Origin of the sequence: Amycolatopsis sp. WAC 01376, assembly GCF_003947415.1 — a bacterium.
In the GTDB taxonomy this organism is placed as follows: Bacteria; Actinomycetota; Actinomycetes; order Mycobacteriales; family Pseudonocardiaceae; genus Amycolatopsis.
In genome coordinates, this window is sequence record NZ_QHKL01000005.1 from 54908 (window position 1) to 68436 (window position 13529).

14 protein-coding genes are annotated in these 13529 nt (G+C 70.1%); 9 read left to right on the forward strand and 5 right to left on the reverse strand.

The genetic code is table 11. The annotated features are described in order from the left end of the window. Positions 1 to 32 precede the first annotated feature (32 nt). Genes DMH03_RS26370 through DMH03_RS26380 form a run of 3 tightly spaced genes read left to right on the forward strand, consistent with a single transcriptional unit; the run spans position 33 to position 3688 of the window. On the forward strand, positions 33 to 1547 hold the full coding sequence (locus tag DMH03_RS26370) for an FAD-dependent oxidoreductase (RefSeq protein WP_125794709.1): 1515 nt from the start codon (positions 33 to 35) through the stop codon (positions 1545 to 1547). Beyond that, entirely contained in the window at positions 1547 to 2659 is a 1113-nt protein-coding gene (locus tag DMH03_RS26375) for a glutamate--cysteine ligase (protein WP_125794710.1), read from the forward strand. The genes DMH03_RS26370 and DMH03_RS26375 overlap by 1 nt, the downstream gene beginning before the upstream one ends. A gap of 18 nt (positions 2660 to 2677) precedes the next feature. Continuing rightward, positions 2678 to 3688, forward strand: a complete 1011-nt coding sequence (locus DMH03_RS26380; RefSeq protein ID WP_125794711.1) for an iron-containing redox enzyme family protein — start codon at positions 2678 to 2680, stop codon at positions 3686 to 3688. Here the strand turns inward: DMH03_RS26380 and DMH03_RS26385 are convergent. After that, a complete protein-coding gene (locus DMH03_RS26385) occupies positions 3656 to 3871 on the reverse strand; it encodes a CDGSH iron-sulfur domain-containing protein (RefSeq protein ID WP_125794712.1) in 216 nt (71 codons plus the stop codon). The genes DMH03_RS26380 and DMH03_RS26385 overlap by 33 nt on opposite strands. Then, positions 3855 to 4544, reverse strand: coding sequence for a methyltransferase (locus DMH03_RS26390; RefSeq protein WP_125794713.1), 690 nt, complete (start codon positions 4542 to 4544; stop codon positions 3855 to 3857). The genes DMH03_RS26385 and DMH03_RS26390 overlap by 17 nt, the downstream gene beginning before the upstream one ends. 136 nt (positions 4545 to 4680) lie before the next feature. Here DMH03_RS26390 and DMH03_RS42900 point away from each other — a divergent pair, with 136 nt between their 5' ends. From DMH03_RS42900 to DMH03_RS26405, 4 genes are all read left to right on the forward strand, one after another. Continuing rightward, positions 4681 to 4806, forward strand: coding sequence for a hypothetical protein (locus DMH03_RS42900; protein ID WP_255431255.1), 126 nt, complete (start codon positions 4681 to 4683; stop codon positions 4804 to 4806). A gap of 101 nt (positions 4807 to 4907) precedes the next feature. Further along, positions 4908 to 5339 carry a DUF4383 domain-containing protein gene (locus tag DMH03_RS26395; RefSeq protein WP_125794714.1) on the forward strand — a complete coding sequence of 144 codons (432 nt, stop codon included), beginning with the start codon at positions 4908 to 4910 and terminating at the stop codon, positions 5337 to 5339. Positions 5340 to 5367: 28 nt separating this feature from the next. After that, positions 5368 to 6333 carry a glycosyltransferase gene (locus DMH03_RS26400; RefSeq protein ID WP_125794715.1) on the forward strand — a complete coding sequence of 322 codons (966 nt, stop codon included), beginning with the start codon at positions 5368 to 5370 and terminating at the stop codon, positions 6331 to 6333. Between the two features lie 29 nt (positions 6334 to 6362). Continuing rightward, positions 6363 to 7583 carry a glycosyltransferase gene (locus tag DMH03_RS26405; RefSeq protein ID WP_125794716.1) on the forward strand — a complete coding sequence of 407 codons (1221 nt, stop codon included), beginning with the start codon at positions 6363 to 6365 and terminating at the stop codon, positions 7581 to 7583. Between the two features lie 322 nt (positions 7584 to 7905). On the opposite strand, the gene DMH03_RS26410 is transcribed toward DMH03_RS26405, so the two are convergent. Genes DMH03_RS26410 through DMH03_RS26420 form a run of 3 tightly spaced genes read right to left on the reverse strand, consistent with a single transcriptional unit; the run spans position 7906 to position 10557 of the window. Then, positions 7906 to 8799 carry a glycosyltransferase family 2 protein gene (locus tag DMH03_RS26410; RefSeq protein WP_125794717.1) on the reverse strand — a complete coding sequence of 298 codons (894 nt, stop codon included), beginning with the start codon at positions 8797 to 8799 and terminating at the stop codon, positions 7906 to 7908. Between the two features lies 1 nt (position 8800). Further along, a complete protein-coding gene (locus DMH03_RS26415; protein WP_125794718.1) occupies positions 8801 to 9673 on the reverse strand; it encodes a glycosyltransferase family 2 protein in 873 nt (290 codons plus the stop codon). Further along, a complete protein-coding gene (locus DMH03_RS26420; protein WP_199749034.1) occupies positions 9670 to 10557 on the reverse strand; it encodes a polysaccharide pyruvyl transferase family protein in 888 nt (295 codons plus the stop codon). Before DMH03_RS26420 ends, DMH03_RS26415 begins: the two co-directional genes overlap by 4 nt. A 70-nt stretch (positions 10558 to 10627) precedes the next feature. Between DMH03_RS26420 and DMH03_RS26425 the strand changes: the two genes are divergently transcribed. Both DMH03_RS26425 and DMH03_RS26430 read left to right on the forward strand, forming a co-directional pair. Then, entirely contained in the window at positions 10628 to 11575 is a 948-nt protein-coding gene (locus DMH03_RS26425; RefSeq protein ID WP_125794719.1) for an NAD-dependent epimerase/dehydratase family protein, read from the forward strand. Positions 11576 to 11895: 320 nt separating this feature from the next. Next, positions 11896 to 13518, forward strand: coding sequence for a carbamoyltransferase C-terminal domain-containing protein (locus DMH03_RS26430; RefSeq protein WP_125794720.1), 1623 nt, complete (start codon positions 11896 to 11898; stop codon positions 13516 to 13518). Positions 13519 to 13529 lie beyond the last annotated feature (11 nt).

Consider the following 13529-nt stretch of genomic DNA (forward strand, 5'->3'; position numbering starts at 1 on the left):
TGCCTCCGTGGCCGCGCGGGAATCCGGGCGCCATGACGGAGTTGCCCGGAACGCGTTCACTGTGGCTCGACACCGCTCCCGCTCCCGACCGCACCGGGACGCCGCTGCCCGCCGAGGTCGACGTCGCCGTGCTCGGCGGCGGGATCGCCGGCCTCACCACGGCCTACCGGCTGGCGAGGGCCGGGCGCTCGGTGCTGGTACTGGAGGCCGGTCGCCTCGCGGCGGGGGTCTCCGGCCACACCACGGCGAAGGTCAGCACCCAGCACGGGCTGAAGTACGCCACACTGGCGAAGACCAAAGGCACCGAAGCCGCCGCGATGTACGCCTACACGCAGGCGGCCGCGCTGGGCTGGATCGCCGCGGCCACCGCCGAACTCGGCATCGACTGCGGGTTCACCCGTGCCGACAGTTTCGTCTACACGACCCATCCCGGAACGGTCGAAAGCCTCGAACGAGAAGCGGAAGCCGCGGCCGAGGCAGGGCTTCCCGCTTCCTACGTCACCGAGGTCGACCTCGACGTGCCCGCCCTCGGCGCGGTGAAGTTCGCGTCGCAGGCGCACTTCCACCCGCGCCGCTGGCTGCTCGCGCTCGCCGGCGAGATCGAACGCGCGGGCGGGACGATCGTCGAAGGCGTTCGCGCGGAAGGCGTCGACGAACTCGGCGGGGTGAAAGTGCGCACCAGTTCCGGCGATGTGCGGGCGGGCGAGGTCGTGGTGACGACGCACTATCCCGTGTTCGACCGCGGCCTGTTCTTCGCCAGGCTCGACCCGGTCCGCGACCTCGTGGTCGCCGGACCGGTCGAAGGCGACCACCCGCCTGAGGGCATGTACCTGGACGCCGATACCCACCACTCCGTGCGGAGCTATCTCAAAGACGGTGTCCCGTATGCGATCGCGGGCGGTGAGCATTACCGCGTCGGCGACTCCGTCGACGTCGAAAGCCGCTACGAACGGCTGGCGAGCTGGGCGAGCGAACACGCGGGCGTACGCCGGGTCACTCATCGGTGGTCGGCCCATGATCTGTCCACTTTGGACTCCGTTCCGTACGTCGGGCGCTACCATCCGGCGAGCCGTCACCTGTGGGTCGCCACCGGCTTCGGCCAATGGGGGATGACGGGCGGCACCGCGGCCGGGCTGCTGCTCGCGGACCTGCTGACCGGACGCGACAACCCGTCGGCGAGCCTGTACGACCCCAACCGCTTCGACCTCCGCTCCGCGATCTCGACGGTGGAGAACAACGCCACGGTGGCGAAGTTCCTGGTCGGCGACCACCTCAGCGCGTTGCGCAAACCCGCCTCCCTGGACGAACTCGTCCCCGGCGAGGCCAAGGTGACCCGTGACGGCGGAGAACTCGTCGCCGCCTACCGCGACCCGGGCGGTGAGCTGCACGCCGTCGGCGCCCACTGCACCCATCTGGGCTGCCTCGTCGCGTTCAACAACGCGGAGAAGACGTGGGACTGCCCTTGCCACGGGTCACGGTTCGGCCTGGACGGGTCGGTGATCCAGGGGCCGGCCGTGCGCGCGCTGCCGAAGAAGCGGGAGCGGTGATGACCGGCATCGGTGTCGAGGAAGAGTTCCTGCTGGTCGACCCCAGGACCGGGGTGAGCTGTCCCCGGGCGGAGGCCGTTCTCGAACGGCACCGCGTCTGCTGCCCGCTGCCGGACGGCGCGGCGGTCCACCGGGAACTGCGGCCGACGCAGATCGAGGCCGCCACCGGCGTCTGCGAAACAGCCGACGAGCTGTACGAGCACCTGGCGGCCGGGCGCCGTTCACTCGCCGAAGCGGCGGCGGGCGAGGACTGCGCCATCATCGCCTCCGGCACTCCCCTGTGTCCCTCACCCCTGTGTCCCTCGCCCGACCGCGACTACGGCGCCGGCGACCGTTTCGGCAAGGTCGACGCGCTGTACGCCGGTGTGGTCAAGGCGTACGAGGCTTGCGGTTGCCACGTGCACATCGGCGTGCCGGACCGCGAGACCGCGGTCGCCGTCGTGAACCATCTGGGCGAATGGCTGCCCACGTTGCTGGCGTTGTCGGGCAATTCGCCGTTCGAAGGCGGCCGCGACACCGGATACGAGAGCTGGCGGATGGTGGAGCAGAGCCGTTTCCCCGGCTCCGGCATCGCACCGTACTTCGCGGACGCCGCCGGATACGAAGAACAGGTCGGGAAGCTGGTGGACTGCGGGGTGCTGGTGGACGAGAACCAGACGTTCTGGCTCGCGAGGCCGTCCACGCGCTGGCCGACCGTCGAGGTCCGCGTCGCCGACACCGCGTCGACTGTGGACGAAGCCGTCCTGCAGGGACTGCTGACGCGCGCGCTCGTGCGCACCGCGCTCGCCGACCTGGACCACGGGACGGAGGCCGTCCCGCTGGATCCGCAGATCGCCGCCGCCTCGGTGTGGTCGGCCGCGCGTCACGGCCTTTCCGGGCCTGCCGTCGATCCGGTGGCCGGAAAGCCGGTGCCGGTGGGCGACCGGGTCGCCGCGCTGCTCACACGTACCGAGCAGGCGTTGGAGGACACCGGCGACCTGAATCTCGTGCACACCCTCCTCGGACGGCTGGAACGGGAGGGCACCGGCGCCGAACGGCAGCGCCGGGCCGCCGCCGACGGGGAGGTCGCGGTGTTGCGGATGCTGACCGAAGAGACGGTTCCGCACGGCTAGATCGGGTACTCCCCGGGCATGACGACGATCGACCGTGAGGTGGCCGCGAGGCTGCCCGAGATCCGCGGCCCGCTCTCAGCCGCCGTGGTGGACACCCTGGCAGGCGGACGCCGTGACGACTTCGACCTCGAAGCGGCGACCGACGCCGATCCGTTCGGCGAGGATCTCCAGCTGGCGCTGCATGTCTGCTACGAGCTGCATTACCAGGGCTTCGACGGCGTCGACTCCGAATGGGAATGGGACTCCCGCCTGCTCGGCTTCCGGGCCGTTCTGGAGCACGCGTTCCTCGACGGCATCCGCGCCGCCGTACCCGGCGGGGACGACGTCCACGGCCTGTTGGACGACTTGCTGACCGAACCGGTCGACGGTGCGGGCGTTTCGCACTTCCTGCGTGACGAGGGCGAATGGTGGCACGTCGAGGAGTACTTCGCCCATCGGTCGATCTACCACCTCAAAGAGGCCGACCCGCACGCCTGGGTGATCCCGCGGCTGCGGGGCAGGGCCAAGGCGGCACTGGTCGCCGTGGAGTTCGACGAGTTCGGAGGCGGGCGGGCCGACCAGGCGCATTCCCGCCTGTTCGCCGACCTGCTGACCGCGGCGGGCTTGTCCGGCGGCTACCTCGCCTACCTCGACCACGTCCCGGCCGAGATGCTCGCGACGGTGAACATGATGTCGCTGTTCGGGTTGCACCGGAGCCTGCGTGGCGCGCTCGTCGGGCATTTCGCCGCCGCCGAGATCACCACCGCGCCCGCCGCCCGGCGCATGGACCAGGCGCTGGAACGCCTCGGCGCGCCCGGGGAATGCCGGTACTTCTACACCGAGCACATCGAGGCCGACGCGGTGCACGAACAAGTGCTGCGGCACGACGTCGTCGGGGATCTGCTCGACCGGGAGCCGGAACTGGCGGCGGACATCGCGCTGGGCATCCAGGCCACCGACCTGCTGGAGGACCGGCTGACCGAGCACCTGCTGGGCGCTTGGTCAGCCGGGGAGACCTCACTCCTCAGGCCGCTGCACCCCTTGCCGTGAGCGGCGGCGGTGGCTGGTGTCGCAGAACGGGTAGCGCTTGCTGCGACGGCAGGCGCAGAGCGCGACCAGGAAGCGGTCCGAGGTCACCGTCTCGCCGTCGTCCATGACGATCTCGACCGGCCCCTCCACCAGGAGGGGCCCGCCGGGGTCGAGCCGGACCTTGGTCCTACGGCCGGTCGGCACGGATCACCACCAGTTCTTCGTGCCGCTGCTCGGCCACGATCAGGCCCGCCGCTTCGAGGAAGGCCGCCCGCGCCCGCATCACGGGTCCGAACGGGATCGATCGGGTGGCGACCACCGCGGGCGTCAATCCCGCCGCCCGTAACTGATCCAGCGACTTGTCCGGCCCCGCGACCGCGGAGTGGACCATCATCAGGTACCCGCCGGGCGCCACCAGGGACGACGCCCGTGCGCAGACCTGGTCGAGCACGATCCGGCCGTCCGGTCCGGCGTCCCACGCCCGCGCGGCCCCGGCCGCCGGCACCGGCGAGGGCACATAGGGCGGGTTCGCCAGCACGACGTCGAAGGGGCCTCCACGGGCCGCCTCGGGCAGGCCACCACGCAGGGGCCGGACCGCAAGACGGCGCAGCCGCGAGTTGAGCCAGACCGCGGCCAGCGCCCGCCGGGAGATGTCCACGGCGGTCACGGACCCCGCGCCGTGCGCCCCGGCCGTCAGCGCGAGCGCCCCTGTCCCGGTGCAGAGGTCGAGAACTCTTGCCCCGGCGGGCATTCCGGACGCGCTCAACGCCTCCGCCAGTAGCCAGGTGTCGTCTTGCGGGCGATAGACGCCCGGTGGCCGCAGCAGCCACGGCCGCGTCCGGACAAGTGGAATCGCTGCACTGGAGATCGCGGTCATGTCCCCTCCGGTTCACCGTCGTTGCCGATGACTACCCCGGTCGTGTGGCGCCAAACGTCCACAAAGGTCTGGCGCGGCAGGGTTGAAACGGCGCGAAAGGGGTAGCCGCAAGGAAAGCGACCGAAGGAGAAGCGTCATGGACGCCCAGCACAAGTCCGGAAGTGAAGACAAAGAGGACGAGAAAGACCGCGAAGAGGTCCGCGGGGAACAGGGTACGTCGTCCGGCGACCCGCACGACGACACCGACCCGCAATCGGGTTGAGCACGCGGCGGAACCGCCTCCGGCTCCCACTGGCCGGGGGCGTTTTCACGACGTCTTCCCGGGTATCCGACGAACTTGGCGGCGAAACGGAGGCGTTCCCGATGAACCGACGTACGGCAGGCTCCCCGCTGCGGGCAGTGGTACTGGTCATCGCGCTGGTCCACCTCGTACTGGGTGTGCTCGGCTTCTTTTTCCTTCCCGAGGCGAACCAGGCCGGCGAGAACACACTATGGGTTTTCAGCGCGACCGGAATGCTCGATGTCATCCGTACCGTGCTCGGTGTCCTCGGCTTGTTAGCGGTGTTCAAATCGTCCGCGATCCTGGCTTACAGCTGGATGGCTTTCGTGGCGTTCACGGGTCTGACCGCATTCGGGATCCTCTCCGCGAGTACGGATACCGCCGGTGACGCGGTCAACTTCGGCTGGGCCGACAACGCCCTCCACGCGCTGACCGCGCTCGCGGCACTCGTGGTCGGTATCGCGGCCACGAGGGTTTCCGGCGGGAACCGAAGTAAGACCGCGGAGAACGTTTAGTCCGTCCACTACGGGCAACTTTGCGGATATGACGAAAGTGGCCCCGCTCCGGATCCTTCTGTGGCACGTCCACGGTTCCTGGACCGAATCGTTCGTGCGCGGTGGCCATCGCTGCTACCTCCCGCTGCTCGCCGAAGGCGGGCCGTGGGGACGGGGGCTCAGCGGACGTGAGTGGCCCTCCGCCGAAGAAGTACCGGTCGAAGAACTGAAGGATCTCGACATCGACGTCGTCATCCTCCAGCGGCCGGAAGAGGTCCACCTGGCCGCGCGATGGCTGCACCGCCGCCCCGGCAAGGAAGTACCCGCCGTCTATGTCGAACACAACACGCCCCGGGAGCACGCGGCCACCACCCGGCATCCGCTGGCCGACCGTGCCGACATCCGGCTGGTCCACGTGACCCACTTCAACGACCTGATGTGGGATTCCGGTCTCGCCCCCACGGTGGTCGTCCCGCACGGGATCCCCGATCCGGGTGAGCGCTACACCGGGGAACTGCCGCACGGCGTGGCCCTGATCAACGAACCGGCGCGGCGAGGGCGGATCACCGGGAGCGACCTCCTGCCCGCCTTCGCGGACATCGCGCCGGTCGACCTGTACGGGATCGGCAGCGAGGACCTCGACGGCCGTCATCCCGCGCTGCGTCCCGGCGGCGACCTGCGCAGCCGGGAACTGCACGCCGAAGCCGCCCGGCGCCGCGTCTACCTGCACACCGCACGGTGGACGTCGCTGGGCCTGTCGCTCCTCGAGGCGATGCACCTCGGCATGCCGGTCGTCGCGCTGGCGACGACCGAAGCGGTCCTCGCGGTCCCCTCCGATGCCGGCGCCGTCTCGACGGACGTCGACGCGCTCGCGAAGGCTTATCGCGAGCTGATCCATGAACCCGATTTCGCCGTGCTGGCGGGAAAATCCGCACGCGAGTACGCCTTGAGCCACTACGGGCTCGATGCGTTCCTCGAGCGCTGGGACACCCTGCTGGCAGAGGTGATCGCTTGACTTCGCCGACCGCGGCGGGAAGGAGTCCGATGAGGATCGCGATGGTTTCCGAGCACGCCAGCCCTCTCGCCGCCCTCGGCGGAGCCGACGCGGGCGGGCAGAACGTTCACGTGGCCGAGCTTTCCGCCGCGTTGAGCAGGCAGGGACACGACGTCACCGTCTACACGCGCCGTGAGAACCGGCGCGTCCCGGCGACGGTCGAAACGCCTGACGGCTACCGCGTCGTCCACGTCACGGCCGGGCCGGCGAGGAAACTGCCGAAGGACGAACTGCTGCCGCATATGGGAGAGTTCGGCCGCGTGCTGCGTTCCCGCTGGACCAAGGACCGGCCGGACGTCGTCCACGCGCATTTCTGGATGTCCGGCCTGGCTTCGGTTCTCGCGGCGAAGGATCTCGGCATCCCGGTCACCCAGACCTTTCACGCGCTGGGCGTGGTGAAACGGCGCTATCAGGGCAAAAACGACACAAGCCCGGCCGAGCGGACGCGGCTCGAACGGATGATCGCCAAACAGGCCGACCGGGTGATCGCGACCTGCTCGGACGAGGTCTTCGAACTCGTGCGGATGGGCCTGCCGCGTTCACGCGCCTCCGTGGTCCCTTGTGGAGTGGACCTGACCAAGTTCACCCCGGACGGTGAACGGGCTCCCCGCACGGCGGCACGCCGGATCGTCAGTGTCGGCAGGCTGGTGCCGCGTAAGGGTTTCGACCTCGCCATCGCCGCGCTCGCCTCGCTACCGGACACGGAACTGGTCATCGCGGGCGGTCCTGATTCGGGTCCGCTCACCGAGGCTCCGGAGGTGCGGCGGCTGCTCGCGATCGCCGACCGGCTGGGCGTCACCGACCGCGTGCGCCTGCCGGGACTGGTGTCGCGCGAAAAGATGCCCGCGCTGCTGCGCTCCGCCGACGCGGTGGTCTGCACGCCCTGGTACGAACCGTTCGGCATCGTGCCGCTGGAGGCGATGGCCTGCGGAGTCCCGGTCGTGGCGACTGCGGTCGGCGGGCTGACCGACACCGTCGTCGACGGCGTCACGGGAATGCTCGTCCCGCCGCGCAATCCGAAGGAACTGGCGGGAGCGCTGCGGCGGCTCCTCAGTGATATTTCGGCGTGCGAGTCGTTCGGGATCGCCGGGGCCGACAGGGTGCGGGCGCGGTACTCGTGGGACCGGGTGGCGGCGGACACCTTGCGCGCCTATGGCCGCGTTCTGAGCGATGAGGACACCGAAGTGGCGGCGGCCGCCTCCCCTTCCTGAGACCTCCCGCATGTACGTCCGTGAAGGCCGAAGTTCACGTCGTGAGTTCCGCGTGCCGACTTGATGCCGGATTTAAGTCCACGTGACCGATTCTGCGCGTGATGCGCCTTACCGAAGTACATGAAGGCCCCCTTCCTTGCGTCTAGCGCAAGGAAGGGGGCCTTCATGTACTCCACGCCCAGCCGCCGAAGTCACAACTGTCACACTGTCACCAGCGATCACATCCGACGGTAGCGAAAGCCTCCTTCACTACCCTCAGAGTAGGAAAGGAGGCCCTCACTACCAGGAGACCCGGGCCGCCGAACACCGCCAAGACCGGGGCTCACCCGACGTAGCGCCGCGCGACCGAGTTCCGCTGCGACTCCTCCAGCAGCACCAGCCCGCGTTCGACGGCCGCCGGGACCACCGCGCGTTCCCGCAGCACCCACGGGATCCCCCGCACCGCTTCGGCCACCGCCGCGAACGTCGCCCGGTCGAAGGGCGCCGAGCGCAGTACCGCGATCATCCGGCGCAGGACGCTGCCGAGCGGACGTCGCAACCACAACGTCCACAGGGTGTTCCGGATGCCGAGCTGGCGGCGTCGCCGCGGGTCCCGGACGGTCGAAGGGGCATGGTGGATCACCATCTCCTCGTCCCAGCACATCCACCAGCCCTTGGCCGCGAGGTCGAGGGCGAACAGCTCCTCCTCTCCCCCGAGCCACATCCGCTCGGAGAAGCCGCCGACGTCGTGGAAAGCGCGGACCCGGACGGCCGACAGGCCCGCCATCACGCCCAGCAGCGCCGGGCCGGGGAGCCAGTCCGGGCCGGGGACCGGGGAGTACCGCAGTTCCGGGGTGATCGGGTCCTCGGTCAACGACGGCTCCACCAGGCACCGTCCGGTCACCACACCCAGCCCGGGATACGTGTCGAGCCGGTCGGCGGCGCGGCGCAGGGAGCCCGGCTGCCAGCGGGTGTCGTCGTCGCAGAAAGCGACATAAGGCGTACTCACCTCGCGGACGGCCAGATTGCGCGCGACGGCGCCCAGGTTCCGCGGCGACCGGATCAGCCGGATCGCGGGGAACCGCTCCTCGACGGCGTCCGCGGTGCCGTCGGTGGAAGCGTTGTCCACCACCACGATCGGGGCCGCGTCGGGCAGCGCCGTCATCGAGGCGAGCGTCTCCAGCAGCTGCGCGCGCCGGTTGTGCGTGATCACCACGACCGTGATCCGGTCTTCCACTTCAGCCTCCCTGTGCGTGTTCCAGAACCCGGATCCGGCGCTCCACCGAGGCGGGCAGCCGTTGTCTGTCGGCGAGCGCCCGCGGCAACCGCCGGAGCACGCCGGCGAGCGCGCCGAGCACGCGCGGCTCCCGCGGGACCCTTGCCACCGCACGGAATCCTTCGGCGAGACATCGGCGCAGCGGCCGCCTCATCACCGTGATCAGCATCCGGTTGCGGAGTTCGGCACGTTCACGCCAGGACGAAGACGGCCGCACCGGCGACGGATGATGGTGCGCCCGCACCGCCTCCGCGTAACAAAGCCACCAGCCGCGCGCCGCCAGGTCGTAGGACAGCAGTTTCTCCTCGGCACCGAAATGCAGCAGGGGATGGAAACCCGCGGCCTGCAGATACGCCGTCCGCCGGACGACCGCGGAGCACGCGAGGAACCCGAGCACCGCCGGTCCGGGAAGCCCGTCGGGCCTGCCGAGCGGGCTGTCGGCCATCAACGAGACGACCGGGTCCTCGCGTTCTTCCTCGCCCACCAGGGTTTTCGCGGCCACCAGGCCGATGTCGTCGTGGGTGTCGAGGATGCGTTCGGCCTCGGCGAGCGCGTCGTCGGCCCACCACGAATCGTCGTCGCTGAAGGCGACGTACGGCGTCCGTGCCACCGCGACACCGAGGTTCCTGGCCGCCATACCGATGTTGCGCGGCAACCGGATCACGTGGACGCCGGGGAACGCGGCCGCCCGGTCCGCCGTGCCGTCGGAAGAGCCGTTGTCCACCACCACGATCGGCGGTGGCGGCCGCAGCGCGGTCAGCTCCCGCAAGGTGCGTTCCAGTTCGGGTGCCCGGTCGCGAGTCGCGATCACCACCGTCGTCTTGGCCGTGTTCATCGCACCGGCCGGGATTTGAGCGCCTTCACCATGTCGCGCAAGAGCCCGTCGTCCACCGGCAGCGCGCGGAGCGCGGCCACCGCCCGGCCCTGCACCGAAGAACACCAGCGCCACCAGGAGTCGAGAACCGCCCGATCACCCGCCTCTTCGGCACGGACGAGGGCGGGCCAGCCGAGCGCGTCGGCCTGGGCGGTGACCTTGCCACCGCCCTCGACCGGGTCGATCGCCAGTGCGGGCACCCCCGCCTGAAGGCTCAGCACCAGCCCGTGCAGCCGCGTCGTGACCACGACGTCCAGATGCGACAGGATCGACATGAACTGATCCGGTGTCTCACAACGCTCCCAGTCCGAATACGCCAGCCGGGTGTCGAGGGGCACCCTGGCGCAGTCGACCCCGGCGATCCACTTCTGCACCGAGCCGTGCACCGCCGAATGGTGACCCGAGTCGCCGTACTCCGGTTGCGGTGGCGCCAGGATCACCCCGGTCACCAGCACCTCGCCGGTCCGCACGCCGAGGGAGAGATCCGGCGTGCCGACCCCGTCGTGATCCCGCGCGAACACCTGGTCGAAGCCCGTGACCGTGTCGTCCTCCGGATCGATCACCGAGACCCCGACCGCGATCCGGTGGCAATGCGCGAACCTGCGATGCACCTCCTGTACCTGCCATCCGTGCACGGGCCCGCAGACGAACACCACGTGGCTGTACCGCGCCGGATCCACCTCTTCGTAATTCACGTCGTCCGGCCGGTAGACCGGACTCCAGGCCAAATCATGCGGCAACCCCATGGTGGACAGCGCCTCGTCGACCCTTCGCATACTGAGGACGTCCCCTGCGGTCGCCTCGCCGTGGCGGAAGCTCGCCCAGCCGATCACCAATGCACGCATACCGGAGGCTTACCCGGCATCCGCAGGTTCACACGGTTTTTCCGGCGCCCGCAGCGGGTAGCCCGTCACCATGGACAGAGCGCTGGTGACCGGGGGTGCGGGTTTCGTCGGCTCGCATCTGTGCGAACGACTGCTGGAGGCGGGCACGGAGGTCGTCGCGGCCGACAACTTCGCGACCGCCGTCACGGCCAACGTGGCGCATCTTCTCGACCGGCAGGGCTTCCGGCTCCTTTCCCGTGACGTCACCGCGCCGATGACCGCGCCGGGCCCCTTCGACGTCGTCTTCCACCTGGCGTCCGCCGCCTCGCCGCGCGACTACTTCCGCCTCCCGCTCGAGACGCTGCGCGCGGGCTCGTACGGCACCGAACGGGCGCTGGACATCGCCGAACGCGACGGTGCCCGGTTCGTCCTCGCCTCGACGAGCGAGGTCTACGGCGATCCTCAGGAGCACCCGCAGCGCGAGGAATACTGGGGCCATGTGAACCCGATCGGCCCGCGCAGCGTCTACGACGAGGCCAAGCGGTACGCCGAAGCGCTGACTTCGGCGATGCGGCGGGAGCGCGGCGTGAACACCGGCATAGCGCGGATCTTCAACACCTACGGCCCGCGCATGCGTCCCGACGACGGCCGCATGATCCCGACGTTCATCGGGCAGGCGCTGGCGGGCGAGCCGCTCACCGTGACCGGCGACGGCAGCCAGACCCGCTCGCTCTGCTACGTCGACGACACCGTCGGCGGACTGATCGCGCTGGCCGGTTCCGACGTGCCCGGCCCGGTGAATCTCGGCAACCCGCACGAACTCACCGTGCTGCGGATCGCGGAGGAGATCGTCGCCGCCACCGGCAACTCGTCCCGGATCGAGCATGTCGAGGCCGCCGTCGACGACCCGGCCCGCCGCTGCCCGGACATCTCCCGCGCCCGTCGCGAACTCGGCTGGGCTCCGGAGGTCCCGATGACAGAAGGACTTCCGCGCACGATCGCCTGGTTCACGCGGCAGCGGTCCGCCGCCGGCTTCTGAACGGGTAAGGCAAAGGTGCCCGGTCGCGGGGATTCGCTCGCGGCCGCGGGGAGGCCGTGTCGCGAAAGCCACTTTCGGGACCTCAGGCGTCGCGAAAGTGGCTTTCGCAACCGCCCACCTTTGCCTTACCCCTCAATAACCCGCGACTCACGTGCGGCTGGGCGTAAGACGCGAATGCCGCCGGATCCCCCGAGAGACGCTTCGCTGAGTAGCGACGTCCTGGGGTTTTCCGCCGCGTCGTTTATCCACGACTGCACCGGGTAGCGCTACGGGAGTAAGCGCGGGTCACGTCCCGCATCCCCGACCGGAGAGGTGGCCCGGTGCGCATTCTCGGTGTCAACGCCGTCTTCCACGACCCGGCCGCGGCCTTGGTCATCGACGGCGAAATCGTGGCGGCGGCTGAGGAAGAACGGTTCAGCCGTCGCAAACACGGCAAACGGCCGGTGCCGTTCTCCGCTTGGGAGCAACCGGCGGAGGCCGCCGCTTGGTGCCTGGCCGAGGCCGGGATCGCCGCTCAGGATCTCGACGCGGTCGGCTATTCGTACGATCCGGCGCTCGTCGAGCCGGGGCTGGCGGGGCACGACGGGAAGAACGAGTGCCTCCGCACCGACTTCGCCCGTCGCGCACCCGCGTTCCTGAAAGCGGCCTTGCCGGGGCTCGATCCCGCGACTGTCCGGTTCGTCCGGCATCACGTCGCGCACGCCGCCTCGGCCGCGCTCGCCGCGCCGTTCGGGGACTGCGCGGTGCTGGTCGCCGACGGCCGCGGCGAGAGCACGTCGTATCTCGCGGGCGAGTACCGCGACGGCAAGTTCGAGGAGCTCGCCGAGCAACGGCTCCCCCATTCGCTCGGGCTGATGTACGAGGACCTGACCGAGCATCTCGGTTTCGCCCGGTCCAGCGACGAGTACAAGGTGATGGCGCTGGCGTCGTACGGGAAGCCCCGCTTCCTCCATCAGATCGCCGAAAGCGTGCACACCAACGGGATGGGGTTCCGCACCGACGAGATCGACTGGGCGTCGTTCGCGCCCGCCGTCGAGCCGGGGCAGGAACCGGGACAGGTGCACGCCGACCTGACCGCGAGCGTGCAGCGATGCCTGGAGGACGTGCTGCTCGAACTGGCGGCCGGGCTCCACGAACACACCGGGCACGCCGATCTGGCGATGGCGGGCGGGATCGCGCTCAACTGCGTCGCCAACACCCGGCTCCACGCCGAGGGACCGTTCGACCGGATCTGGGTCCAGCCCGCCGCCGGTGACGCCGGCACCGCGCTCGGCGCGGCCCTGCAACTCGCCGCCGACTTCGGCGAGCGCGGCGCCCCGATGACCGGCGCCGGCCTCGGCCGCGGCTGGACGGACGATCAGATCGAGAACGCGCTCCGGACCGCGAACGTCCGTTACGAGCGGCCGGACGACGTCGACAAGGTCGTCGCCGAAGCGCTGGCGGAAGACCGGATCGTGGCCTGGTTCCAGGGCCGGTCGGAGTTCGGCCCGCGCGCGCTCGGCCACCGGTCGCTGCTGGCGCATCCCGGGCACGAGGCCAACCTGGAGCGGCTGAACGACGTCAAGGGGCGCGAACAGTTCCGCCCGGTCGCCCCGATGGTGCTCGCCGAACGCGCGGGCGAGATCTTCTCCCGGGGCCCGCTTCCCAGTCCGTACATGCTTTTCGTGCACGACGTCGCGCGGGAATGGCGGGACCGTATCCCGGCCGTCACCCACGTCGACGGCACGGCCCGCGTGCAGACGGTCGACGCGGGCGAGGAACCGCTCGTCGCCAGGATGCTCGGCGCGTTCGAACGGCGTACCGGGCTCCCCACCGTGGTCAACACCAGCCTCAACACCGCGGGGAGGCCGATGGTCGACTCCCCGAGGGACGCGCTGGAGTGCTTCGGTTCGGCCCCCATCGACCTGCTCGCCATCGGGCCTTTCGTGGTCCGCCGCCCTTGACCCCTTGGAGG